Raw genomic sequence first — 23,055 nt, 5'->3', positions numbered from 1 at the left:
TGCCAAATCGCTCCTCAACAGAGGCTGGCGATATCCTCATCGGTCAAAGTCGCCGGCACGATCGTCACCGGGATCGGGAACGCCGCGCCCTTGCCCGACACCGAAGAAACCAGCGGCCCCGGCCCCTCGGAGGCCTCGCCGGCCGCCAGGACGAGAATCGCGATCTCGCGATCGGCCTCGATCAACGCGTGGATCTCGTCGATCATCGTGCCTTCCCGCACCACGGCCTCAGGCTCGATCCCGACCTTTTCGCGCAGTTCGTCGGCGACCTTGGCAAGCCGCGTCTCGGCCTCCTCGATCGCCTCGGCACGCATGATCTTCTCGACGCCGAGCCAATGCTGGAAGTCTCCCGGCTCGATCACGTAGAGCAGCACCGCGCCGCCGCCGCTCGCCTTGGCGCGATACGCGGCATACGCCGCCGCGCGCCCGCATTCGGGGGTTTCGTCGATGATGGCGAGGAACTTGCGTTTGCCGCCGGCGTCCCGACCGATGCGTCTTGATACCATGGCGGCAAGATGGCAGCGCCGGGCCCGGACGGCAAGATGGTGGTGGTGGCCGGCGCGTTCACTCCCGACGAACGGAAAATGACAACCGGCCTGCGCCGACGAACTAGCGGATCAATCGCGCAGGAAGCCGACGATGTCCTTGACGTCCTTCATCGTCGCGTCCGCGATAGCACCGGCACGCTCGCCGCCGTCTTTCAAAACCGCGTCGATATGCGACGGATCGGCGAGATAGCGGCGCATCTCACCGCTGATCGGCGCGAGGATGTCGACGGCGAGCTCCGCCAGGACCGGCTTGAACTCGGAAAACTGCCGGCCGCCATATTCCGCCAGCACATCGGCCTTCGATCGCTCGGCGAGCGCGGCGAAGATGCCGACCAGATTGTCGGCCTCGGGCCGCTCCTTCAGGCCGTCCACCTCGGAGGGCAGCGCGTCGGGATCGGTCTTGGCCTTGCGGATCTTCTTGGCGATGGCGTCGGCATCGTCGGTCAGATTGATGCGCGACAAATCCGACGGGTCCGACTTCGACATCTTCTTGGCCCCGTCCTTGAGGCTCATGATCCGGGTCGCCGGCCCTTCGATCAGCGGCTCGGTGATCGGGAAATAACCGGCGGTGCTTTCCTCGCCGCCGGTGATCGGCACCGCCAGCCCGGCCGCTTCGATGCGCGCGGCAAAGTCGAAATTGAACTTCGTGGCGATGTCGCGGGTCAACTCCAGATGCTGCTTCTGGTCGTCGCCGACCGGGACATGGGTCGCGCGATACAGCAGGATGTCGGCGGCCATCAGGCTCGGATAGGCCAAGAGGCCGAGCGAGGCGTTCTCGCGGTCCTTGCCGGCCTTTTCCTTGAACTGGGTCATCCGGTTCATCCAGCCGACGCGGGCGACGCAATTGAAGATCCAGGCGAGCTCCGCGTGGCCGGAGACCCGGCTCTGGTTGAAGACGATGTGCTTGTCCGGATCGATGCCGGCCGCCAGGAAAGCCGCCGTGATCGAACGGATCTGACCCGGCAAATCGTCCTGGACGAGTTGCGCTGTGATCGCGTGCAGGTCGACGACGCAATAGAGGCAGTCATGGCTTTCCTGCAGGGCGACGAACTTTTTGATCGCGCCGAGATAATTGCCGAGATGCAGATTGCCGGTCGGCTGCACGCCGGAGAAGACGCGGGGGGTGATGTCGCTCATGGTCGGCGGCTCCAAAGGATCGCGGCGGTATCGGAAATCGCGGGGGTTATGGCGGAGAGACCGGCCGCGATCAAGCGCCGGTCGTCTCAGGCAACGCCGCGGCGCCGTTCAAATCTGCGGCTTCTTGCGCTTCAGTACCGCCAGAAACAGCTTGCGATCCGCCGCGCCGGTGGCCAGCGCCAGCGCGAAATAGATCGCCATGGCCGACGACACGAGAATAACGATCGCGAAGGCCTGCGTGGTGACGGGGGATTGCGGCCGCAGCCAGTCGCCGAGTTCGATCATCTCCAGGACGAGCACGGCCCCCATCAACAGCGATGATAGAACCACCAGAGCTGAGCGCTTCACCAGTTCGCGATCGATCTCCCACAATCCCTTTCGATACAGCCCGGCGAAAAGCAGACCGGCATTCAGCCAGCCGGCGATGGTGGTGGCCAGAGCAATGCCGCGTTCCGCGATCAACCAGAACAGGACGAGCGACAGGACGATATTGGCGCCGGCCGAAATCAGCGTCGCGATCATCGGCGTCCGCGTGTCCTCGCGGGCGAAATAGCCGGGCGTGAATACCTTCGCCATGACGAAGGCCGGCAGGCCGAGGGCATAAAGCCCGAGAACCGCCGCGACGGCCGGGGTCGCAGCCGCGTCGAAGGCGCCGCGCTCGTAGAGGACGCGGATGATCGGCTCGGGAATGATGAACAGGGCGACGGCGGCCGGCAGCGTCAGGAACAGCGCGAATTCCAGGCTACGGTTCTGGGTGTGCTGGGCTTCCCGCAGCCGTCCCGCCTTGAGCGCCCGCGCCAGCTCCGGCAGGAGCACGACGCCGATCGCGATACCGACCATGCCAAGCGGCAATTGATAGGGCCGGTCGGCGTATTGCAGGGTGGAGACGGCGCCTGGCTTGAAGGAGGCGATCGCCTGGCCGACGAACAGATTGATCTGGGTGATGCCGCCGATCAGCGCGGCCGGGCCGGCCAGAACCAGAAGCCGCTTCAACCGCTTGGTCCAACGCGGCCACCGCAGCGCGACGCTGAAGCCGGCCATGCGCATGGCCACGACCACCATGGCGAGCTGGGCGAATCCGGCGATCAACACGCCCCAGCTCATCAGGAAGCCGATCGTCGCCTTGTCGGCGCCATCCCAGAGCGCCCAGCCAAGGACGCCGATCAGGATGAAGTTCAACAGCGTCGGCGCCACCGCCGCGGCAAAGAAGCGGCGAAAGGCGTTGAGGATGCCGGACACCATCGCCATCAGCGACATGCAGGCGAGATAGGGAAACATGATGCGCGAGAAGGTGACGGTGATGTCGTAGCGCGCGGCGCAGGAGATGACGTTGCCGCCGGCCGCCGGGTCGTCGATGCAGACCGCGAGACCCGGCGCGATGATCGTCTTGACCAGGAATGGCATGAAGATCATCGCCAGCACGGTCACACCCACAAGGATCGTGAACAGCGTCGAGAACACTTCGTTGGCGAAGCCCCGGGCGCCCTCCTCGCCTTCCTCCTCCAAAGACCGCGCGAATAGCGGAATGAAGGCGGCGTTGAAGGCGCCCTCGGCGAACAGCCGGCGAAACAGGTTCGGAAAGCGGAAGGCGAGGTTGAACGCATCCGCCACCGGGCCGACGCCGAGGGCGGAGGCCATCATCATCTCGCGGCCAAAGCCGAAAATGCGGGAGACGAGCGTCGCCCCGCCGACCGTTGCAAACTTGGAAAGCAGGCTCATCGATGGGGTATGCCGAATGCGCGAGGGGATGACATGACGACGGACGAGGACATTTCGCCCTCGGAGCTTTCCAGAACGCGCGTCAGGCGCGCCTCGATACGCTCGATCCGCGTCTCACTGGTGATCTTGGTGCCGATCAGATCGGTGACGTAGAAGACGTCGACGACCTTTTCGCCATAGGTCGAGATATGGGCCGAGCGAATGTCCAGATTGAGGTCGGAAATCGCGCCGGTAACGTCCGACAGAAGGCCCGGACGATCCAGCCCCTCGACCTCGATGACGCTGAACTGGTTCGACAGATCGTTGTCGACGCTGACCCGTGGCTTGACCGGAAACAGCGTCGTCTTGCGCAAGGGTTTGCGCTGCGCGATGAGGTTCGCTGGCATCTCGCTCCCCTGCAGCAGCTTGGCGATGTTGTCGCAGATACGCTGGGCACGGCGGACCTCGTCCTCGTCGGACACGAATTCGCGGTTGAGCACCATGACGTCCAGCGCGCGACCGTCGGACATGGTGAAGATCTGCGCGTCGGCGATGTTGGCCCCGGCCCCGGCACAGGCGCCCGCCAGCAGCGACAACAGCCGCGGATGATCCGGCGCGAGCACCATGATCTCGGTCACCTCGTGGAACTTGTCGGTCCGCACGCTGGTGGCAAGCGGCTGGTCGGCCTTGGCGGTCCGAATGAACTCGGCGTGGCGGACCTGATCCTCGAGCGGGGCGGTGAGGAAATAATTGGGATAGTGCAGATCGAGATAGACCTGTCGCTCGAGGGCGGGCCAGGCCGCCAGCCGCTCGGCCAAAACCGCGCGCGCGAGAGCGATCCGCTCACCCCGCGACGACTGGGTGAAGCCGCCGGTCAGCGTCGGTTCGGTCTCCATGTAGAGCGTCCGCAAGAGCTGACCCTTCCAGCCGTTCCAGACGCCGGGACCGACCGCGCGGATGTCGCAGACCGTCAGCACGGTCAACAGCTTCAACCGGTCGAGCGTGCGCACCCGTTCGGCGAAGTCGAGGATCGTCTTGCGGTCGTTGAGATCGCGCTGCTGCGCCGTCATCGACATCACCAGATGGTCCTCGATCAGCCAGGCGACGAGATCCGTCTCGCGCTCGTCGAGGCCGAGGCGCGGGCATAATTCGCGGGCGATCCTGGCGCCGGCGACCGAGTGATCTTCAGGCCGTCCCTTGGCGACATCATGGAGAAGCAATGCCACGTAGAGCGGGGTGCGGTCTTTCGGCGTCCGCATGAACCCCGTGGACATCGGCACTTCGTCGGCGAGTTCCCCGCGCTCCATCCGCGACAGTGTGGCGATCGAGCGCAGAAGATGCTCGTCCACCGTGTAGTGGTGGTACATATTGAACTGCATCATCGCGACGATCTTGCCGAAGTCGGGGATGAACCGGCCGAGCACACCGACCTCGTTCATGCGGCGCAGATGCAGCTCCGGATCGATCGGGTCGGTGAGGACGTCGAGGAACAGGCTGTTGGCATCCCGATCCTCCCGCAGATCGGCGTTGACCAGCCGGATCGACCGGCGGATCAGTTTCAGCGCGTCCGGGTGGTATTCCAGCTCATGCAGTGCCGCGAGCCGGAAGATCCGTATCAGATTCACCGGGTCGTCGCGGAAGACGTTCGGCCCGGTGACGTTGATGCGGTTGTTGTCGATATGAAAGGCGAGCGTGCCGGGGATTTTCTTGGCCCTGTTGCGCAAGCTGCGCACGAAGCCTCGGAGGCCTGGGGCGGTCTTGGCGTGCTGCTCCTCCAGCGCAGCGCAGAAGATGCGCGTCAGATCGCCGACGTCCTTGGCGATCAGGAAGTAGTGCTTCATGAAGCGCTCGACATCCTTCAACCCCGGATGGGAATTGTAGCCGAGGCGCGCGGCGATCTCCGGCTGCAGGTCGAAGGAGAGCCGTTCTTCCGCCTTGCCGGTGACGAAATGCATGTGGCAGCGCACCGCCCAGAGGAAATCCTCGGCCTTATGGAACAGCCGCCCCTCGCGCCGCGAGAACACCCCGGCCTCGACGAGCGCTTCGGTGGAGTTCACCCGGTAGTGATATTTGGCGATCCAGAACAGGGTGTTGAGATCGCGCAGGCCGCCCTTGCCTTCCTTGATGTTCGGCTCGACCAGATAGCGGGTGTTGCCGGTCTTGGCGTGACGGACGGAGCGCTCACCGAGCTTGGCGGCGATGAACTCCTCGCTGGTCCCCTCGACGATTTCGGCCTCGAAGCGCTGGCCGAGTTCGATCAGCAATTCCTCGGCGCCGGCGATCAGCCAGCGTTCCAGGATCGAGGTCCGGATGGTGAAGTCGGAGCGGGCTAGCCGGATGCATTCATCGACCGTGCGGGTGGCGTGCCCGACCTTGAAGCCGAGATCCCACAACAGATAGAGCAGATATTCGGCCACCTGCTCGCCGAGCGCGGTCTGCTTGTAGGGCAGGAGAAACAACAGATCGACGTCGGATCCGGGCGCGAGCGTGCCGCGGCCGTAACCGCCGACCGCCAGAATCGCCATGCGCTCGCCGGAGGACAGGTTCGCCGAGGGAAAGACGTAGCGCAGAGCGAAATCGTGGATTTCCCGGATCACCGCGTCCTGCAACGAGGCGAGCCGCTGGGCGCACAAGAGGCCGCCGCCATCTTCGAACAGCATCTCCTCGATCATCGTCCGACCGTGGCGGATGGTATCCTTGAGCAGCGCCAGAACTTCGGCCCGCGCCGCCGTCGAAGCGCCGCCGGAAGAGTCCTTTTCGGCGATCGACGCGAGCCCCGATCGCAGCATCTCGACGTCGAGGATGCCGTCCAGCTGGACCTGCTCGCCGGTCTCGACGAACGGCAGGAGGCTCGGCTGGGCGGGGCTGGCCTCGAGCATGGTCATATGCGGTCCTGCTGCTTATTCGCTTCGCGGCGAAGGCTATAACCCATTCGCAGACCCCTTGCGAGAAAACTCACCATGGCTTCCGCACCACCAAGGCATCGCTCCTGAACAAAAAAAGGGCCACCCGCGGAAGCGGATGACCCTTGGCCCCGACGCTGCACGCGGGTGCAGCAATCGCATTTCCGGATTAGCGGCGAACCTGTCGGCGCTCGAACTCGTCCGCCTGACGAAGCTCGAAGTCCGAACCTGGAACGATGACCGAACGCGCGTCCACGGACGGCGCGGAACGCTCGGATACGTAGCCGAAGGCGCGCGCGTCGCCAGACGCCGACGGCGCGAGGGAGACGGAGCCGTCGACGACGGACTGGCGCTGCGCTTCCTGCTGCTGCTGGATGTAGAAGTCGGAGCCCGGCACGAGCGACTGGGCCGCGGCAGGCAGAACACCGGCAAGAGCGGCAACAGCGACGGAAATAGCAAGGATGTTCTTCATATCATAATTCCATTTATTTCGTTTTGGGGCGAGGTGGCCCGGTTGCATTGGATTGCTTGGGCCGTCGACGCCGGTGAACACCAGCTAATGATGATCTATCGGGATGAAATACATATCTGTTGAACAGTCCGTCCGAAATTACCGTGTCAAAACGAAGTGATCGCTCCGTGAGACGCGGATTTGTGGACAATCGACATAATCCATTGCGGGGTGCAGTTTGGAATTTCTTCTCGGGGCCGCGATCGATGGCCCCGGCGGCGCCCACCCGGCCATAAAAAAAGGGCCGCCCGTCAGGACGACCCTTTCTCACATGCGCGCGTGGCCGTTTTGGGCTACGCAGCGATTCCCGGTTACTTCACGGCGTCGGTCGAAGCCTCGTCCTGCAGCACATCCTCGGTCGTGGTCACCTTGGCCTCGGCTTCCGACGTGCTCATCGTCGCGCCCGAACCCGGGACGAGGAGCGTGCCGTCGGCAGCCGTCTCCCCGGTGGTCTCGGCTTTCGTACCGGCTGCAACCGCGTCGCGCTCAGTAGCTTCGTTCAGCTGGATCTGAGCCTCGCTGCCCGGGACCAGTGTCTCGGTGGTCGCGTCCGCTTCGGCCGCACCGGTCGCCGCACCGGGGTTGTCAGCAACCGCATCGCGAGTCGCCGCCTCGTTCTCCTCGATGATGGTCTCCGACCCCGGAATTTTCGGTGCGGCGTCCTGAGCGTATGCAGAAACGGTCAAGATTGAGGCGCCGATGATAGCAGCGGAAAAAATAGGTGCATTCTTCATAATATAAATCCTTTCATACTTGCGGCGACAGAATGCTTAGGTCTCTGCTACCGCCCGTTTAGAGATCGTTAATCTCGTCCATTGCCAAACGGTCGCCCGCCTTCCCGGTTCCGTAGTTTTTAGCCGGCTATAAATTCAACAAAATGTGATGCGAACTACTTGCCCGGTCGTTGCGCCGAGGGAACAGCGCGGATCGCATTCTGGCGGATGCGCACCGTCACCCGTCAAACGGGATCGGGCTGGCGCGTGTCAGCGTGAAGGGCGAGCGAGCGCGCTCAACCGGTAAAGCGCTTCGAGCGCATCGCGCGGCGACAGGCTGTCGGGGTCGAGCGCCGCGAGCGCGTCGCGAAGCGCGTGGTCTGGCTCAGGCTCGTGAGGATGCGTTTCGGCGCGCCGTGCGACCGCCGAGAATAGCGGCAGGTCGTCGACGAAGGCGGTCCGCTTCTCGCCCTGCTCGCCGCGTTCGAGTTCGGCCAGCACCTGCCGGGCGCGCTCGACGGCCATGGGAGGAAGGCCGGCCAACTTGGCGACCTGAATGCCGTAGGACCGATCCGCGACGCCGGCCGTGACCTCATGCAGGAATATGACCTCGCCCTCCCACTCCTTCACCCGCATCGTCGCGTTGCGCATGCGGGAAAGCCGGGCGGCGAGCGCCGTCATCTCGTGGAAGTGAGTGGCGAACAGCGCCCGGCAGCGGTTGACCTCATGCAGGTGCTCGACCGCGGCAAAGGCGATCGACAAGCCGTCGTAGGTCGCCGTGCCACGGCCGATCTCGTCGAGGATGACCAGCGCCCGCTCGCCCGCCTGGTTGAGGATCGCGGCGGTTTCGACCATCTCGACCATGAAGGTCGAGCGTCCCTCGGCGAGGTCATCCGACGCGCCGACGCGGCTGAACAGGCGATCGACGACGCCGACATGCGCTCGCGCGGCCGGCACGTAGGACCCCATCTGGGCCAGAACAGCGATCAGGGCGTTCTGGCGCAGAAAGGTGGATTTTCCGCCCATATTCGGGCCAGTGAGCAGCCAGATCGATCCTGCCCCCTCCTGCCCGGTCCCAGGCGGCGACAGGTCGCAGTCGTTGGAAACGAACGGCTCGCCCGACCCCGCCTTCAGCGCCGCTTCGACCACCGGGTGGCGGCCGCCCTCCACGGTGAAGGCAAGGCTGTCGTCGACAAGCGGCGGCGTCCACTCCTCGGCGACGGCGAGTTCGGCCAGGGCGGTCGACACATCGAGCACCGCCAGCGCCTCGGCGCCCCGCTGCAGTGCCTCCGCCGCCTCACCGACGGCGGCGACCAGGCGCTCGAAGGCCTCGAGCTCGATCTTGAGCGCTTCGGCCGCGGCGCCGGCGATCCTCGTTTCCAACTCGCCGAGTTCGGTGGTGATGAACCGCATCGCCGACGCCATGGTCTGGCGATGGATGAAGCGCGTCTCGCCGTCTTCCCCGGCCAGCGCCTTGGCCTGCCCCTCGCCGACCTCAACGAAATATCCAAGCACGTTGTTGTGCTTGATGCGCAGATTCCGCACCCCGGTCTCGGCGGCGTAGCGGCCCTGCAGTTCGGCGATCACCCGCCGCGAATTCTCGCGTAGCGTCCGCGCCTCGTCCAGCGCCGGTATCGCGCCGTCGCGGACGAAGCCGCCGTCGCGCTTCATCAAAGGCACTGCGTCGGCGAGCGTATCCGACAGCGCCTCATGCAAGGATTGGGGCAACGCGGCGAGCGCCGTGACCGCATGGCGCAGTTCGTCCGGCATCTCGGCATCGGCGACAGCGGCGATGCCGAAGCTCGCCTCCAGGCCGTCGCGGATCGCCGCGAGGTCGCGCGGACCGCCACGGCCGAGCGACAACCGCGACAGCGCCCGCTCGGTGTCCGGCAGACCCGTGAGCGCCGCGCGCAAGCGCTGGCGGTTCGACATATCCTCGACGAAAGTGCGGACCGACGCCTGCCGGGCCCGGATCGCCGCCGGGTCGGTCAGCGGGGCGGCGAGCCGGCCGGCCAAAAGCCGGGCGCCCGCGCCGGTCACGGTCCGGTCGATGGTCGACAGCAGGCTGCCCTGCCGCTTGCCCGACATTGTCCGGGTCAATTCCAGCGAGGCGCGGGTCGCCGGATCGATCTGCATGAGCGAGCCGGCGACCACCCGCTCGGGCCGCTGCAGGGCGGGGCGCGCCGCCATCTGGGTCTTGCCGAGATAGGCGATCAGCGCGGCGGCGGCAGCAAGTTCGACCCGCGAGAAACCACCGAAACCGGACAGCGTCGCCACACCGTAGAAGCGGCAGACCCGCTCCTCGGCGGTCGCGCCGTCGAACAGCGCCTGCGGCTCGGGCCGCGCGGCGCGGCCATACCGGCGCAGCAATGGCTGCAGCGTCTCGTCATGGAACACCGGCTCGGCGACGACAATTTCGCTCGGCTCGAGCGCGGCGATATCGGTGGCCAAGCGCCCGATGTCGGTTTCCGCGAGGCGGAAGGTGCCGGTCGACAGATCCGTCCAGGCCAGGGCGAAGGCCGCATTTGGGCCGGAGCCTCCCAACCGCGCCAGCGCCATCAGATAATTCGGGCGCCCTGGCTCGAGCAGCGCCTCCTCGGTGATCGTCCCCGGCGTCACCAGGCGGACCACGTCGCGCTTCACCACCGATTTGGCGCCGCGCTTGCGCGCTTCGGCGGGGTCCTCGATCTGCTCGCAGACCGCGACCCGATGGCCGAAGGCGATCAGCTTCTGCAGATAGTCATCGGCCGAGACCACCGGCACGCCGGCCATCGGGATGTCCTCGCCGAGGTGCTTGCCCCGCTTGGTCAGGGCGATGCCAAGCGTTCGCGACGCCTCGGCCGCGTCATCGAAGAACAGCTCGTAGAAATCGCCCATGCGATAGAACAGCAGGCAGTCCGGATTGGCCGCCTTGATCTCGATATATTGCGCCATCATCGGCGTGGGGGCGGCGTCCTTGTCGGCCGTCATTGCGCGGATCGGTCTCTTTCGTTCAAACTGGGGCCGCCCGGTCGTGCGGAACGCCGACGAACGCGGCCAACCATACAAGCTCCTCTCCGCTTAGCTGCGTGGCTATCGCGATGGAAGGGGAGGTGGAGACAATTACAGGGGGAAGCATGGATCAGCGCACAACAGGTCACAGCAGGCCGTCCGTCTCGGACGCCGAGGCTCTGGATTTTCATTCCTCCGGGCGGCCGGGCAAGTTGGAGATCAACGCTACCAAGCCGATGGCGACCCAGCGCGACCTGTCGCTCGCCTATTCGCCCGGCGTCGCCGTGCCGGTGCGCGCCATCGCGGAAGATCCGGACAAGGCCTTCGACTACACCGCGCGCGGCAACATGGTGGCCGTCATCTCCAACGGAACGGCGATCCTCGGGCTCGGCAATCTAGGCGCGCTGGCTTCCAAGCCGGTGATGGAGGGCAAGGCCGTGCTGTTCAAGCGCTTCGCCGACGTCGATTCCATTGACCTGGAGATCGACACCGAGAATGTCGACGAATTTGTCAATTGCGTGCGCCTGCTCGGCCCGTCCTTCGGCGGCATCAATCTGGAGGACATCAAGGCGCCCGACTGCTTCATCATCGAGGAGCGGCTACGCGCGGCGATGGACATTCCGGTGTTCCACGACGACCAGCACGGCACGGCGATCATCGCCATGGCGGGGCTGATCAACGCGCTGCACCTCACCGGCCGCGACCTCGCCTCGACGAAGCTGGTCGTCAACGGCGCCGGCGCCGCCTCGATCGCCTGTATCGACCTCATGAAGGCGATGGGCATTTCGCCTGAGAACGTCATCGTCTGCGATACCAAGGGGGTCATCTATCGCGGCCGCGAGGCCGGCATGAACCAATGGAAGTCCGCCCACGCCGTCGACACCGACCGGCGGACCCTGGCTGACGCCATGGACGGCGCCGATGTCGTTTTCGGTCTGTCGGCCAAGGGCGCGTTCACCCCCGACATGATCGCTTCGATGGCGAAGAATCCGATCATCTTCGCGATGGCCAACCCCGATCCGGAGATCACGCCCGAGGAAGTCGCGGACATCCGCACCGACGCGATCATGGCGACCGGGCGTTCGGACTATCCCAACCAGGTCAACAACGTCCTCGGCTTTCCCTATATCTTCCGCGGCGCGCTGGACGTGCGCGCGACGACAATCAACGAGGCGATGAAGGTCGCCGCCGCCGAAGCGCTTGCCGCTCTCGCCCGCGAGGACGTGCCCGACGACGTGGTCGCGGCCTATCGTGGCCAGCGCCCGCAATTCGGCCCGGACTACATCATCCCGGTCCCGTTCGATCCCCGCCTGATCTCGGCGATCCCGCGGGCGGTGGCCAAGGCGGCGATGGACACCGGCGTCGCGCGCCGCGCGATCACCGATTTCGACGCCTATGACAGAGAGCTGCGCTCGCGGCGCGACCCGATCGCCTCGACGCTGCAGCGCATCTTCGACGGCGTGCGGCGCGATCCCAAGCGCGTGGTCTTCGCCGAGGGTGAGGAGCCGCAGGTGATGCGGGCGGCCGTCGCCTATGTGAACCAGAATCTGGGCACCGCCATTCTGCTCGGGCGCGATGCGGAGATGCGCGAGACCGCGCGCGAGGCCGGCATCGATCTCGACCGTCCCGGCCTCGAGCTGGTCAATGCGCGGCTTTCCAACCGGGTCGACGACTATACCCAGCTGCTCTACTCCCGCCTCCAGCGCAAGGGCTACCTTCACCGCGACTGCGTCCGGATGATGCGCAACGACCGCAATCTCTTCGCCAGCGCCATGGTCGCCATGGGCGACGCCGACGCCATGGTGTCGGGCGTTACACGCAACTACCAGACGGTTCTGCAGGACGTCGGCCGGGTGCTCGACGTCAAGCCGGGCCACACGATGATCGGCGTCTCGGTCGTGCTGTGTCGGGGCCGGACAGTTCTGGTCGCCGACACCGCGGTGCATGACATGCCGAACGCGCAGGAACTCGCCGACATCGCGACCGAGGCGGCGGCGATGGCCCGCAAGCTCGGCTACGAGCCGCGCGTCGCCATGCTGGCCTACTCGACTTTCGGCAACCCGCCGGGCGAGCGGGCGCAGAAGGTGCAGGAGGCGGTCCGCATCCTCGATGGGCTGAACGTCGATTTCGAGTATGACGGCGAAATGAACGCCGACGTGGCGCTCAACGCCGAGATCATGGAGCAGTACCCGTTCTGCCGGCTTTCAGGCCCTGCCAACGTCCTGGTGATGCCGGCCTTTCATTCCGCCTCGATCGCCACCAAGATGCTGCAGGAACTGGGCGGCTCGACCGTCGTCGGGCCGCTGCTGGTCGGGCTGGAAAAGCCGGTGCAGATCGTCGCGCTGGGAGCCAAGGATTCCGAGCTCGTCAATATGGCGGCCATTGCCGCCTATGAGGCCATCGATTGACGCGCGAACAGATGTAATGGCGATCGCGACATTGCCGTCGCGACCGCGAGGAACCATGTCAGGTTCGTCAGCTTCCGTTCATCGGTGCTGTGCCAATATCGACAAGCTGCCGCCTTCGCTCGAGGCGGACGATCGCCCGAGAAAGTTCCCCATGCTGAGAACCGCCCTTATCCTCGCCCTGTCGACACTCGCGCTGACCAGTCTGGCGGCCGGCCAAGGCACCGACGAGAATGTCATCGTCCTGCAATACGCCGCTGAACATCCGAGCGACAACGCACGATTGCCGACGGCGCCGCAACTCGGCGATTCCGTGCCGGATACGATTGCGCTGCAACAGGTCGACGGCAATTCCACGCTCGCCTATTTCTACTACAATGGCGAACCGGTGCTGGTCGATTTGAAGACCCGCAGCATCGTGCGGATCGGCCAGTAGATCAGGCCACGCGCGCTCTTCAGGCGGCGAAGCGGCTGGCGTCAGCGCCGTAATGACCAATATAGCGCGGGTTGATGTTGGCCCGCGGCAGCACGACGAGAACGTCGGTCGTGCCGAACTGATGGTCGACGACCGCGCCTTCGCCGATATAGCCGCCCAGCCGCAAATAACCCTTGAGCAGCGGGGGCAGCGCCGCTAGCGCCCTGCGCGCATCGACCGCGTCAGCGGATTCCGGTGGGAAAATTCCTACCTTGGCATGGGCACGCACCCGCCATTCCGCCGGCGCCGGCGCGTTCTGTCTCAGGAAGGCCAGCGGCACGGCCAGCGCCTCGGGATCGGTGCCCGCCAGCGAGGCGCAGCCGAACAACACGTCGATGTCGTGGCCGAGCACGTAGCTCCATATCCCCTGCCAGAGCAGTTCGACGGTGCGCTTGCCGCGATATTCCTTGAGGACGCAGGAGCGCCCGAGTTCCAGAAACCGGGTGCCTTCATGCCTGGCAAGCATGGGCGCAATGTCGAATTCCTGGGCGGTGTAGAAGCCCCCGGCGAGAGTTGCCATCTCGCCGCGCAACATCCGGTAAGTGCCGACGATGCGGTTCGGGATCCCGCCGCCCCGGGTGTGATCGAGCACCAGAAGGTGGTCGCAATAGCGGTCGTAGCCGTCCCGGTCCCGGCGGGTCATTTTCTGCAACTTTGACGGCTGGGCGCTCATTTCCTCGTAGAAGACGTGATAGCGCAGCTTCTGCGACGCCCTGACCTCGGCCGGCCGGCGCGCCAGGCGGACCTCGAGCTGCCCGATCCGCCCGAGAACGGGCGACATCGGATCGAACCGCCGGGTCAGGTGGCGCAACCTCGCGGGAACCGTAGCCAGACCGGCGGCGCCAGGATCCGGTGCCGTCAATCCCGCGCCGATCAGTGGCGCCTGCCTCGTGCCCTGTCCGATCATCGCATCCTCCGTCCGGCCAACTCCGCGCTGCAGTGCCATAGCGATCGACAGCGAAGAATTTGTGACCGTACCGCCGCCACTATCACTCAAGTGGCCGCGACGAACAACGTCCCGGACGCGGGTCGGTTCACGTCATGTCGACGACGACGCGGCCGCGGATCTTGCCCTCGACGATGTCCTTGGCGGCATCGAGAATGCCGTCGAAGGTGATTTCCGTCGCGATCGACCGCAGCTTTTCCGGTTCGAGATCAGTCGACAGCCGGCGCCACGCCTCCAGCCGCCGCGGTTTCGGCGCCATCACCGAATCGACGCCGAGCAGCGAGACGCCGCGCAGAATGAACGGGGCGACCGAGGCCGGAAGGTCCATACCCTGGGCGAGCCCGCAACATGCGACGGCGCCGCCATAGGAAGTCGCCGCCAGGACGTTCGCCAGCGTGTGGCTGCCGACGGCGTCGACGCCCGCGGCCCAGCGCTCCTTGGCCAGCGGTTTGCCGGGCTCGGAGAGTTCGGCGCGATCGATGATTTCGGCAGCGCCGAGATCGGTCAGCCAGCCGGCTTCGTCCGGCCGGCCAGTGGAGGCGATAACATGCCAGCCGAGCTTCGACAGGATTGCCGTCGCGACCGAGCCGACCCCGCCGGAAGCGCCGGTGATGACCACCGGCCCACGATCCGGCCCCATTCCGGCCTTCTCCAGCGCCAGCACGCACAGCATCGCCGTGTAACCGGCCGTGCCAATCGCCATCGCGTCCTTCGGCGAAAAGCGCTCGGGCAGCGGCACCAGCCAGTCGCCGTTCAGTCGGGCGCGGCCGGCATAGGCGCCGTAATGGGTCTCGCCGACGCCCCAGCCATTGAGCACGACCTTGTCGCCCTCCTTCCAGTCGGCGTGGGTGGAACGGATCACGGTTCCGGCCAGATCGATGCCGGGGATCAGCGGCCAGCGGCGCACGATCGGCGCCTTGCCGGTGATGGCGAGGCCATCCTTGTAATTGACCGTCGTCGCTTCGACGGCGACGTCGACGTCGCCGTCCATCAGATCGTCCGGCGCCATCTCCACGACATTCACCGACTGCTTCTTCTGCTCGTCCCGCGATACCAGGATCGCCCGAAACGTCTCGCTCATTGCATCACTCCCGTTCTGATATTCGACTGAGGGCGGGGACCGGCGATGTCAATCGCGGGGTTCACCGACCTTGGCGACCGTCCCGCGCCGCGGCGCCAGAATGAACTCCTCGACGAGGATCACGACCGCGCCCACGGTGATGAAGGCGTCGGCCAGGTTGAAAACGGCGAAATCCCAGACCGGCGTATGGAAATAAATGTAATCGACGACATAGCCGAGCCGGACCCGATCGATGAGGTTGCCGATCGCGCCACCGACGATGATCGCCAGACCGAGATGGAGGAGACGTCGCTCGGGTGGCGTCTTCACCCAGAGATAAAGGACCACCGCCAGAACGAGCCCGGACAGAAGCGACAGCCCGACATCGCCGAACCCCGCGAACATCGAAAAGGCGATGCCGGTGTTGCGGGCGTGATAGAGCGCGAGGAAGGGCAAGACCTCGATCGCTTCGCCCAGATCCATCGTGGCGACGACGAGCGCCTTGATCGCCTGGTCGGCAATGACCGCGACTGCGACGAGAATGACGTTGAAACCGATGAACGCGCGCATCACAGGCTGAGCGCTCCCCGGCGCACTTCGAACAGCATCACGCCGGTGGCGACCGCGAGATTCAAACTGTCGGCGCGCCCCGCCTGCGGAATCCGCACCAGGACGTCGCAAGCCTCCGTGAGCCGGTCGGTCAGGCCGGCCTGCTCGTTGCCCATCAACAGCACCGTCGCCCCGGCGCCGTAATCGGGTTTGCGGTAGTCGATCGCTCCCGCCATGTGGGCGCCCGCGACCAGGCCCTTGAAGCGCTTGCGCCATTCCAGGAATTCCGTCTCGCTCGCCCGCGCCAGCGGAACCGAGAAGATCGAGCCCATCGTCGCGCGGACGGTTTCCAGCGAGAACGGGTCGACGGTCTCGCCGATCAACACGACGCCGGAGGCGCCGGCCGCGTCCGCGGTGCGCAGCACGGTGCCGAGATTGCCGGGATCGCGGACCCGGTCAAGTGCCACCAAGACGTTGGTGCCGGTGACATCGAGCTTGGCGAGCGGCGTCAGCCGGCGGCGGAAGACGCCAACGGCGTTCTGGGGATTGTCGCGGCGGGTGATGGCTTCCAGCACCTTGGCGCTTGCCTCGACGAGGTCGGCGCCGAGCGACACGGTCCGCGCCGCCGTTTTCGCCAGCAGTTCCTGGCCGATCTCGGCCTTTGCGACGATCAGGGTCTGGATTTCCCAACCCGCGTCGAGCGCGTCGATCACCAGCTTCAGGCCTTCGGCGAGGAACAAACCGGTCTCGTCGCGATGCCGCTTCTGCGCCAGCGCGCGAATATCCTTGATGATCGGGTTGGAGATGCTGGACACCTCCTTGACCCGGCCTGGCGCGCCCGTCGGGGCGAAGTGGGGCCGGGGTTCGGCGCCCGAGGCCGGTGGTGGACGATCAGACATGGTCGGCGCTCCAGCGCGAGAAGAGGGACGTCGACAGGAGGCGCGGCTCGTCGCCGGCCTCGCGGATGACGAGTTCGCCCGATTGCAGATTGCCGCCGAGCCCGCGAAAGCTTTCGCCCATGAGCGCCGACAGGGCGTAGAACGAAGCGCGGATCGAATAGGCGGTGAGGATCACGAACAGCGGACGATCCGATAGGAGTTCACGGACGAGACCTAGCAAATAGGGCAGATCGTCGAAGAGCTGCCAGACTTCGCCTTTCGGACCCCGGCCGAATTTCGGCGGGTCGAGCAGGATCGCGTCATAGCGGCTGCCGCGTTTGACCTCGCGCTCCACATAGCGGATCGCGTCCTCGCAGATCCAGCGGATCGGACGCGCGCCGAGCCCGGCCATCTCCTGGTTCTCCCGCGCCCAGCCAACCGCCTTCTTGGAGGCGTCGACATGAGTGACCTCGGCCCCGGCGCGGGCGGCGATGAGCGAGGCGATGCCGGTGTAGCCGAAGAGATTGAGCACGCGCACCGGGTTGTTTGTCTTTTGGCTGGCGGCGCGGATCGCGGCCTCGGCATAGGCCCAGTGCGCCGCCTGCTCGGGAAACACGCCGACATGACGGAAGGAGGTGAACCGGCCCTGATAGGACAACCCGTCATGAACGAGCGGCCAGGTCTCGCCGAGCGGCGCATGGGGAAAGCGCCAGCGGCCGGTGCCCTCCTCGTCGGTGTCGCCGGTAAAGACAGAGTCGGCCCTCTGCCACTCATCCGGCTTCAGCCGCGGCCGCCAGATCGCTTGGTTTTCCGGCCGGCGAACCAGCAGCGGGCCATAGCGCTCCAGCTTCTCGCCGCCGCCCGAATCGATCAGCGCGTAATCTTCCGTCGGCTCCACGGTGAGGATCAGCGGCCCTTCTTCGCTCGGACGCGCGCCCACTCGCTCGGATAGCGTCAGCCGCGTCGATGGCTCCACCGGTCGGCCGGGTCGGCCGCCCCCGCGCTGTTCGTCGCCGCCCGGGCGCGCGCGCTCCGGCCGGTCCGCCTCATGCTTGCGGGACACCGTCCGAGCCGGTTTCGTGGCCGTCTTGTGGTTCGGCCGCCGCGTTCGCGCCAAGGCGAAACTCCCTGCTACTGTGGATCAGAGCGCTCCTTAGCGGTTCCGTGGCAGCTTGGCAAAGCGACCAAAAACGTGCAGCAAGTCGCGAGCAACATATTGCGGGCGCCAGAACTCGCGCCCGCCAAACAGGGAGGATCAACATGGATCTGAAGGGCGAATATCGACTGTCGGCGCCACGGGAGAAGGTCTGGACCGCGCTCAACGACCCGGACGTTCTTCGCGCCTGCATCCCCGGCTGCCAGAGCCTGGAAATGACGGGCGAGAACGAGATGGCGGCGACGGTCGTCACCAAGGTCGGCCCGGTCAAGGCAAAATTCTCGGGCGAGGTTCGTCTGGAGAATATCAACGCGCCGGAAAGCTATTCGATCGTCGGCGAAGGCAAGGGCGGCATCGCCGGCTTCGCCAAGGGGGGCGCCGACGTGCACTTGGCCGAGGATGGTGCGGACACCATCCTCACCTATGACGTCAAGGCCCAGGTCGGCGGCAAGATCGCCCAGTTGGGCGGGCGGTTGATCGATTCGACAGCCAAGAAGCTCGCTGGACAGTTCTTCGATTGTTTTGCCGAGACGGTCTCAGGCGGCACGGCCACGGCCGAAGGCACGACCGAATCCGTCTGAGGCGCGGCAAGCGCCTCGGCGAAGGATCGCGGACTATCTGGAACGCAAAGGCCCGCTGCATGGCGGGCCTTTTGACGAGAGTGCGACTTAGGGCCGGCTCGGTCACCCATACCCGCAGGTTTGGTATGACGCAGCTCCTACTACGCCGCCCGTGAGGTCGTCAGTGCCGTCGAATTGGAGGCGGCCTGCCCGTAGGAGGCGCGGTCACGTTCTTCCTGGAGCTGGCGAAGTTTCGCCTTGTTCTCCTCGGTTTCACGCCGCAGCTTCTCCACCTCGTATTTGCGCTTCCAGGACTTGCGCCGGTAATGCGCCTGGGTCAGCCAGGTACCGATCCCGCCCAGCACGACGCCGATGATCACCGACCCCATCAAAAGAATGAACAGCGGCGCCTCGAAGGCGAGCTGCGGCATCGAGCCGATCGGATCGAGTGAAACCGGGATCGCCTCGCGGTTGGCCACGCTGAAGACGACCAGCACGATGGCCAGAGGAACCAGAATGAGCAATGAAAGTATTTTCGAAATCATGCCTACGCCTCGGACCTCTGTCAGTTGCGGCGCCCCTGCACCGGCACCCGCGGGCCTTGTCATCGTTTGAAAATGGGCACCGAACCGGATGCGTCAATCATTCGGACGGGTATCGCGGTCGACGCCTGCCTCACTCCTCGTTCAGGCGCTCGCGCAATTCCTTGCCGGCTTTGAAGAACGGGACCCATTTCTCCTCGACCTCGACCGCTTCGCCGGTGCGCGGATTGCGCCCCGATCGGGGCGGGCGATTCTTCACCGAGAACGCTCCGAAGCCGCGCAATTCGACCCGGTTCGACTCGCACAGCGCCTCGGTGATCTCGTCGAAGATCGCCTTGACGATCGTCTCGACGTCGCGCTGGTAGAGATGCGGGTTGCGGCTGGCGATCGCCTGCACGAGTTCCGACTTGATCAAGCGATTTTCCCCTCTTGGTGTCCGGCCCGGTCGCTTCCGACCGCCGAACTCTCAGCGCGTCCCGTTTTGCAATGAGAAACGTCAAATATTTCCACGACTTCACTTTAGTGGCGCGCGCCCATCCAAAGGCTGCCAGAGCGACACCATGCCGTCAAGGTGGCCGACCTTGCGCAAAAGGGCGGTTTGGAGCGAGGCGGCGCGAGGATCGAGGCCGAACGCGCCGAAGAGCATCGCCCTGGCGGCGGTAAAAAGCGACGCATAGCCTTCGGTCTCGGGTTCCCGGTCGACAATTTTGAGCCCCTTCGTCACACCGCGATCATCCTCCAGCCAGCGCCGCACCTCGGCTTCGCCGCCCAGCGCATCGACCAGCTTGCGCTCGAGCCCCTGGCTGCCGGTGAAGATCGAGCCGTCGGCGAGGGCGCGCGCCTCGGCCAGACTCATGTCGCGCCGTTCGGCGACCAGCGCGACGAACCATTCGTAGGTGTCCATGATCAGGCGGCGGATCATCGCCTTAGCCTCCTCCGGCGCGGGCGCGAAGGGCGAGGGCTCGGCCTTCATCGGGGAGGATTTGATCGCGTTGACCTCGACGCCGATGGTGTCGAGCAGTTCCGAGACGTCGACATATTGGAAGATCACCCCGATGGAGCCGACGATGGAGGTTCGTCGGGCGACGATGTGATCGGCGCCGGAAGCGATCATGTAGCCGGCCGAGGCGGCGAGCGTTCCGACCTCGGCGGCCACCGGCTTGACGGCGGCGATGGCGCGCACCGCTTCGTAGAGCGCCTCGCCGCCCACGGTCGTTCCACCCGGCGAATCGATCCGCAGTACCACTGCCTTGACCGCGTCGTCGTCCTTGACCTTTTCGAGAAGGTCGAGAAGGTCAAGGTCTTCGGTAATCAGGCCCTCGATCGCCACTCTGGCGATCTGATCGCGCGACGAAAACGTGGCGGCGCCGTCAAAACCGGAGAAAACGGCGGCGGCGAGGGCGGCGAGCGCCACGACGACCACCGCCGCCACGCGCCAGAAGCTCAGCTTGCGGCGCAGCCGACGGCGATCGATCAGGTCCTCGGCGGTTGCGGACATGGACGGCTCCATAGGATTGCGCGTTGCGGCGAGGGTTAGCCGGAACCGCGCGTCCTGTGAAGCCACACGAAACGTTCATTCCCTCAGGTTAAGAATTTACGGCAAGTTTTTGGCTTCGACGCAAAAAGCCCGTATTGCTGTCGGATCGCCGTAAGTCTGGACAAGGCGCATCGCGGGCGTCGATGGACCGAGCCAGGACGGAGAGGACCCGATTGACGGTGGACACGAACCCAACCGGAAGGCGCGCAGCCAGGCTGATGGCCTCGCCGGCGAGGCCGACCGGGCACGGCGCGAGCACGCGGACCGAGCGGGAATTCGCGCGGGCACGACGGCACTCGCGCCTCGTGCGGGTGTTGAAGATCGGCCTGCCGGCGGTCGCGGCGCTGATCGTCGCCTTCGGAATCGCGGTGACCTGGCTGGCCCGCGGCCTGCCGGACAACGTTTCCGTCGCCGACACCTCGATCTCTGACGGCCGGGTGGTGATGCAGGCGCCACGCATGTCGGGGCTCGACAGCAGCAATCGGCCCTACGATCTGGTCGCCGAGCGCGCCATCCAGTCACTGAACGGCGGCGGTGTCGATCTGGAAATGGTGAAGGCCACAGTCTCCGTCGATGACGATACAACCGCCGACATCACGGCGGAATCGGGCAATTACGATCAAACCAACCAGAGATTGCAGCTCCGCGACGGGATCACCGTCGAGACGACGAGCGGCATCTCGATCAATCTGGCGGCGGCCGACATCGATCTTGGCGAAGGAACCCTGGACGGCGAGGGACCCGTCGCGATCGATACCCCGGCCCAGACCATTCGCTCGGACACGCTCACCGTATCGGAGGGAGGCAAGGTCTTTTCCTTCGGCGGGCGCGTTAAAATGGTTCTCAATCCGGGCCCGTCCTCCGATAGTCAAGAACAAGCCTCGAGAAACGAGTAAGATATGCGATCGTCAAAATTCGGCCGCGCGGTTCCCTTGTATGCCGCCCTGTTCGCGAGCCTGATCTTCGCCGCGCCCGTGTCGGCGCAGCAGGGGCTCGGCGAGAGTTTCACCGGCCTCCAGATCAATGGCGACCAACCGATCTCGATCGAGTCGAACCAGCTCGACGTCGATGACAACAAGGCGGTCGCCACCTTCACCGGCAATGTCCAGGTGTCGCAGGGCGAGACGGAACTGAGGACCGGCAAGCTTGTGGTTTCCTATACCAAGGCGCAGGAGGGAGCGTCCGGCGGAAAAACGGGCACCAGCGCGCTGCCGGGCGGTTCCAGCCAGATCGAGCGACTGGAGGCGAGCGAGAAGGTCTATGTGAAATCCGCCGATCAGGTCGCGACCGCCGAACAGGCGACCTTCGATATGAAAAGCGAAGTGGTCGTGATGACCGGAAACGTCGTCCTGTCGCAGGGTCAGAACGTCGCCGAGGGCTGCCGGCTGACAATCCAGATGCAGACGGGTCTCGCCCGCCTCGAAAGCACGAATTGCGGTGATGGCGACAGTGGCGGCAGTGGCGGCCGGGTACGAATGATGCTGACGCCGGACCAGTAGCAGCGATTGGTAGAGCCATTGAGGTCGAACGCGTGAAGTTTCAAACGACCGCCGAATCCGGGACGTCGGCACAGATTCGGCGCCGCTCGCCCGCCGAGGGCGACGCCGTTTCCGGTCCAGAAGGGGTGGGTCAGGATCGTCCCGACGACGCCGTCGGGACGCTCTATGCCACGGGGCTGACCAAGACCTACCGCGGCAGGCGCGTCGTCGACGACGTGCGGCTCGGCGTGCGCCGCGGCGAAGCCGTTGGCCTGCTCGGCCCGAACGGCGCCGGCAAGACGACCTGCTTCTACATGATCACCGGGCTCGTTCCCGTCGACGCCGGCCGCATCGTCCTCGACGGCCACGACATCACCAGCGTCCCGATGTATCGGCGCTCACGGCTGGGGATCGGCTATCTTCCCCAAGAGGCCTCGATCTTCCGCGGCCTGTCGGTCGAGGACAATATTCGCGCCGTTCTGGAGGTGGTCGAGCCCGATCGCGCAGTCCGCGAGCGCGAGCTCACTGCGCTGCTCGAGGAATTCAACATCAGTCATTTGCGCAAGCAGGCCTCGACCTCGCTCTCCGGCGGCGAGCGCCGACGCTGCGAGATCGCGCGCGCGCTTGCCTCCAAGCCGACCTTCATGCTGCTCGACGAACCCTTCGCCGGTGTCGACCCCATCGCCGTCTCGGACATTCAGGGGCTGGTCCGGCACCTGACCAAGCGCGGTATCGGCGTGCTGATCACCGATCACAACGTCCGCGAGACGCTGGGGCTGATCGACCGCGCCTATATCATGCACGCCGGCGCCGTCCTGACGCACGGTCGGCCTCAGGAGATCGTCGACAACGCCGATGTGCGCCGCTTCTATCTCGGCAACGAATTCAGCTTCTGAGCCGCGACAGCGCCGCCACGCGGCGATTGACAAAGAACGCGACGACCCGCTTTGATGAGGCGGCAAGGGTTG

General features: G+C 65.4%; 21 protein-coding genes. 6 read left to right on the top strand and 15 right to left on the bottom strand.

Going from position 1 to position 23,055, the window contains the following annotated elements; genetic code table 11:
* Positions 1-14: 14 nt before the first annotated feature.
* The 7 genes from VQ045_RS11750 to mutS all read right to left on the bottom strand — a co-directional run bounded on the left by VQ045_RS11750 (position 15) and on the right by mutS (position 10,480).
* Positions 15-506, bottom strand: a complete 492-nt coding sequence (locus VQ045_RS11750) for a universal stress protein (RefSeq protein WP_327623629.1) — start codon at positions 504-506, stop codon at positions 15-17.
* Between the two features lie 111 nt (positions 507-617).
* Complete coding sequence (gene trpS, locus VQ045_RS11745) at positions 618-1,685, bottom strand: tryptophan--tRNA ligase (RefSeq protein WP_331830229.1); 1,068 nt, start codon at positions 1,683-1,685, stop codon at positions 618-620.
* A gap of 108 nt (positions 1,686-1,793) precedes the next feature.
* Positions 1,794-3,404, bottom strand: a complete 1,611-nt coding sequence (gene murJ, locus VQ045_RS11740; RefSeq protein ID WP_331830228.1) for a murein biosynthesis integral membrane protein MurJ — start codon at positions 3,402-3,404, stop codon at positions 1,794-1,796.
* On the bottom strand, positions 3,401-6,262 hold the full coding sequence (locus VQ045_RS11735) for a [protein-PII] uridylyltransferase (RefSeq protein ID WP_331830243.1): 2,862 nt from the start codon (positions 6,260-6,262) through the stop codon (positions 3,401-3,403). The genes murJ and VQ045_RS11735 overlap by 4 nt, the downstream gene beginning before the upstream one ends.
* Before the next feature lie 193 nt (positions 6,263-6,455).
* The gene (locus VQ045_RS11730) at positions 6,456-6,758 is read right to left on the bottom strand and encodes a hypothetical protein (RefSeq protein ID WP_331830227.1); all 303 of its coding nucleotides are present in this window, start codon (positions 6,756-6,758) and stop codon (positions 6,456-6,458) included.
* 350 nt (positions 6,759-7,108) lie between these two features.
* Positions 7,109-7,483: a hypothetical protein gene (locus VQ045_RS11725; protein WP_327645172.1), complete on the bottom strand. Its 375-nt coding sequence runs from the start codon at positions 7,481-7,483 to the stop codon at positions 7,109-7,111.
* 297 nt (positions 7,484-7,780) lie between these two features.
* Entirely contained in the window at positions 7,781-10,480 is a 2,700-nt protein-coding gene (gene mutS / locus VQ045_RS11720; RefSeq protein WP_331830226.1) for a DNA mismatch repair protein MutS, read from the bottom strand.
* A gap of 146 nt (positions 10,481-10,626) precedes the next feature.
* On the opposite strand from mutS, the gene VQ045_RS11715 reads away from it, so the two are divergent.
* Together VQ045_RS11715 and VQ045_RS11710 are read left to right on the top strand one after the other, a co-directional pair.
* Positions 10,627-12,909 (top strand): NADP-dependent malic enzyme, encoded by a 2,283-nt coding sequence (locus tag VQ045_RS11715; protein WP_331830225.1) that lies wholly within the window; start codon positions 10,627-10,629, stop codon positions 12,907-12,909.
* A gap of 151 nt (positions 12,910-13,060) precedes the next feature.
* Positions 13,061-13,342, top strand: coding sequence for a hypothetical protein (locus tag VQ045_RS11710; RefSeq protein ID WP_331830224.1), 282 nt, complete (start codon positions 13,061-13,063; stop codon positions 13,340-13,342).
* 19 nt (positions 13,343-13,361) lie between these two features.
* Here VQ045_RS11710 and VQ045_RS11705 read toward each other — a convergent pair whose 3' ends face one another.
* From VQ045_RS11705 to VQ045_RS11685, 5 genes are all read right to left on the bottom strand, one after another.
* Positions 13,362-14,288: a GNAT family N-acetyltransferase gene (locus VQ045_RS11705; RefSeq protein ID WP_331830223.1), complete on the bottom strand. Its 927-nt coding sequence runs from the start codon at positions 14,286-14,288 to the stop codon at positions 13,362-13,364.
* A 127-nt stretch (positions 14,289-14,415) separates the two neighbouring features.
* A complete protein-coding gene (gene acuI, locus VQ045_RS11700; RefSeq protein WP_331830222.1) occupies positions 14,416-15,408 on the bottom strand; it encodes an acrylyl-CoA reductase (NADPH) in 993 nt (330 codons plus the stop codon).
* A 48-nt stretch (positions 15,409-15,456) separates the two neighbouring features.
* Complete coding sequence (gene lspA, locus VQ045_RS11695) at positions 15,457-15,960, bottom strand: signal peptidase II (RefSeq protein WP_442872849.1); 504 nt, start codon at positions 15,958-15,960, stop codon at positions 15,457-15,459.
* Positions 15,957-16,835 carry a TrmH family RNA methyltransferase gene (locus VQ045_RS11690; protein WP_331830221.1) on the bottom strand — a complete coding sequence of 293 codons (879 nt, stop codon included), beginning with the start codon at positions 16,833-16,835 and terminating at the stop codon, positions 15,957-15,959. The genes lspA and VQ045_RS11690 overlap by 4 nt, the downstream gene beginning before the upstream one ends.
* Positions 16,828-17,931, bottom strand: coding sequence for a class I SAM-dependent methyltransferase (locus VQ045_RS11685; RefSeq protein ID WP_331830220.1), 1,104 nt, complete (start codon positions 17,929-17,931; stop codon positions 16,828-16,830). The genes VQ045_RS11690 and VQ045_RS11685 overlap by 8 nt, the downstream gene beginning before the upstream one ends.
* Positions 17,932-18,074: 143 nt before the next feature.
* Here VQ045_RS11685 and VQ045_RS11680 point away from each other — a divergent pair, with 143 nt between their 5' ends.
* Positions 18,075-18,551, top strand: a complete 477-nt coding sequence (locus VQ045_RS11680; protein WP_331830219.1) for an SRPBCC family protein — start codon at positions 18,075-18,077, stop codon at positions 18,549-18,551.
* A 140-nt stretch (positions 18,552-18,691) separates the two neighbouring features.
* Here the strand turns inward: VQ045_RS11680 and VQ045_RS11675 are convergent, their stop codons facing one another.
* The 3 genes from VQ045_RS11675 to sppA form a co-directional block, all read right to left on the bottom strand.
* Positions 18,692-19,075: a LapA family protein gene (locus tag VQ045_RS11675; protein WP_331830218.1), complete on the bottom strand. Its 384-nt coding sequence runs from the start codon at positions 19,073-19,075 to the stop codon at positions 18,692-18,694.
* Positions 19,076-19,205: 130 nt separating this feature from the next.
* A complete protein-coding gene (locus VQ045_RS11670) occupies positions 19,206-19,487 on the bottom strand; it encodes an integration host factor subunit beta (RefSeq protein ID WP_327623615.1) in 282 nt (93 codons plus the stop codon).
* Positions 19,488-19,586: 99 nt separating this feature from the next.
* A complete protein-coding gene (sppA, locus tag VQ045_RS11665; protein ID WP_331830217.1) occupies positions 19,587-20,570 on the bottom strand; it encodes a signal peptide peptidase SppA in 984 nt (327 codons plus the stop codon).
* 218 nt (positions 20,571-20,788) lie between these two features.
* On the opposite strand from sppA, the gene lptC reads away from it, so the two are divergent.
* The 3 genes from lptC to lptB all read left to right on the top strand — a co-directional run bounded on the left by lptC (position 20,789) and on the right by lptB (position 22,983).
* The gene (gene lptC / locus VQ045_RS11660) at positions 20,789-21,505 is read left to right on the top strand and encodes an LPS export ABC transporter periplasmic protein LptC (RefSeq protein WP_331830242.1); all 717 of its coding nucleotides are present in this window, start codon (positions 20,789-20,791) and stop codon (positions 21,503-21,505) included.
* A gap of 3 nt (positions 21,506-21,508) precedes the next feature.
* Complete coding sequence (lptA, locus tag VQ045_RS11655) at positions 21,509-22,108, top strand: lipopolysaccharide transport periplasmic protein LptA (protein WP_327623613.1); 600 nt, start codon at positions 21,509-21,511, stop codon at positions 22,106-22,108.
* 125 nt (positions 22,109-22,233) lie between these two features.
* Complete coding sequence (gene lptB, locus VQ045_RS11650; protein WP_327623651.1) at positions 22,234-22,983, top strand: LPS export ABC transporter ATP-binding protein; 750 nt, start codon at positions 22,234-22,236, stop codon at positions 22,981-22,983.
* The last annotated feature ends 72 nt before the right edge of the window (positions 22,984-23,055 follow it).

The sequence above is a fragment of the Aurantimonas sp. E1-2-R+4 genome, assembly GCF_036549515.1.
Lineage (GTDB): Bacteria > Pseudomonadota > Alphaproteobacteria > Rhizobiales > Rhizobiaceae > Aurantimonas > Aurantimonas coralicida_A.
This window is presented reverse-complemented; position numbering and strand designations above follow the sequence as displayed.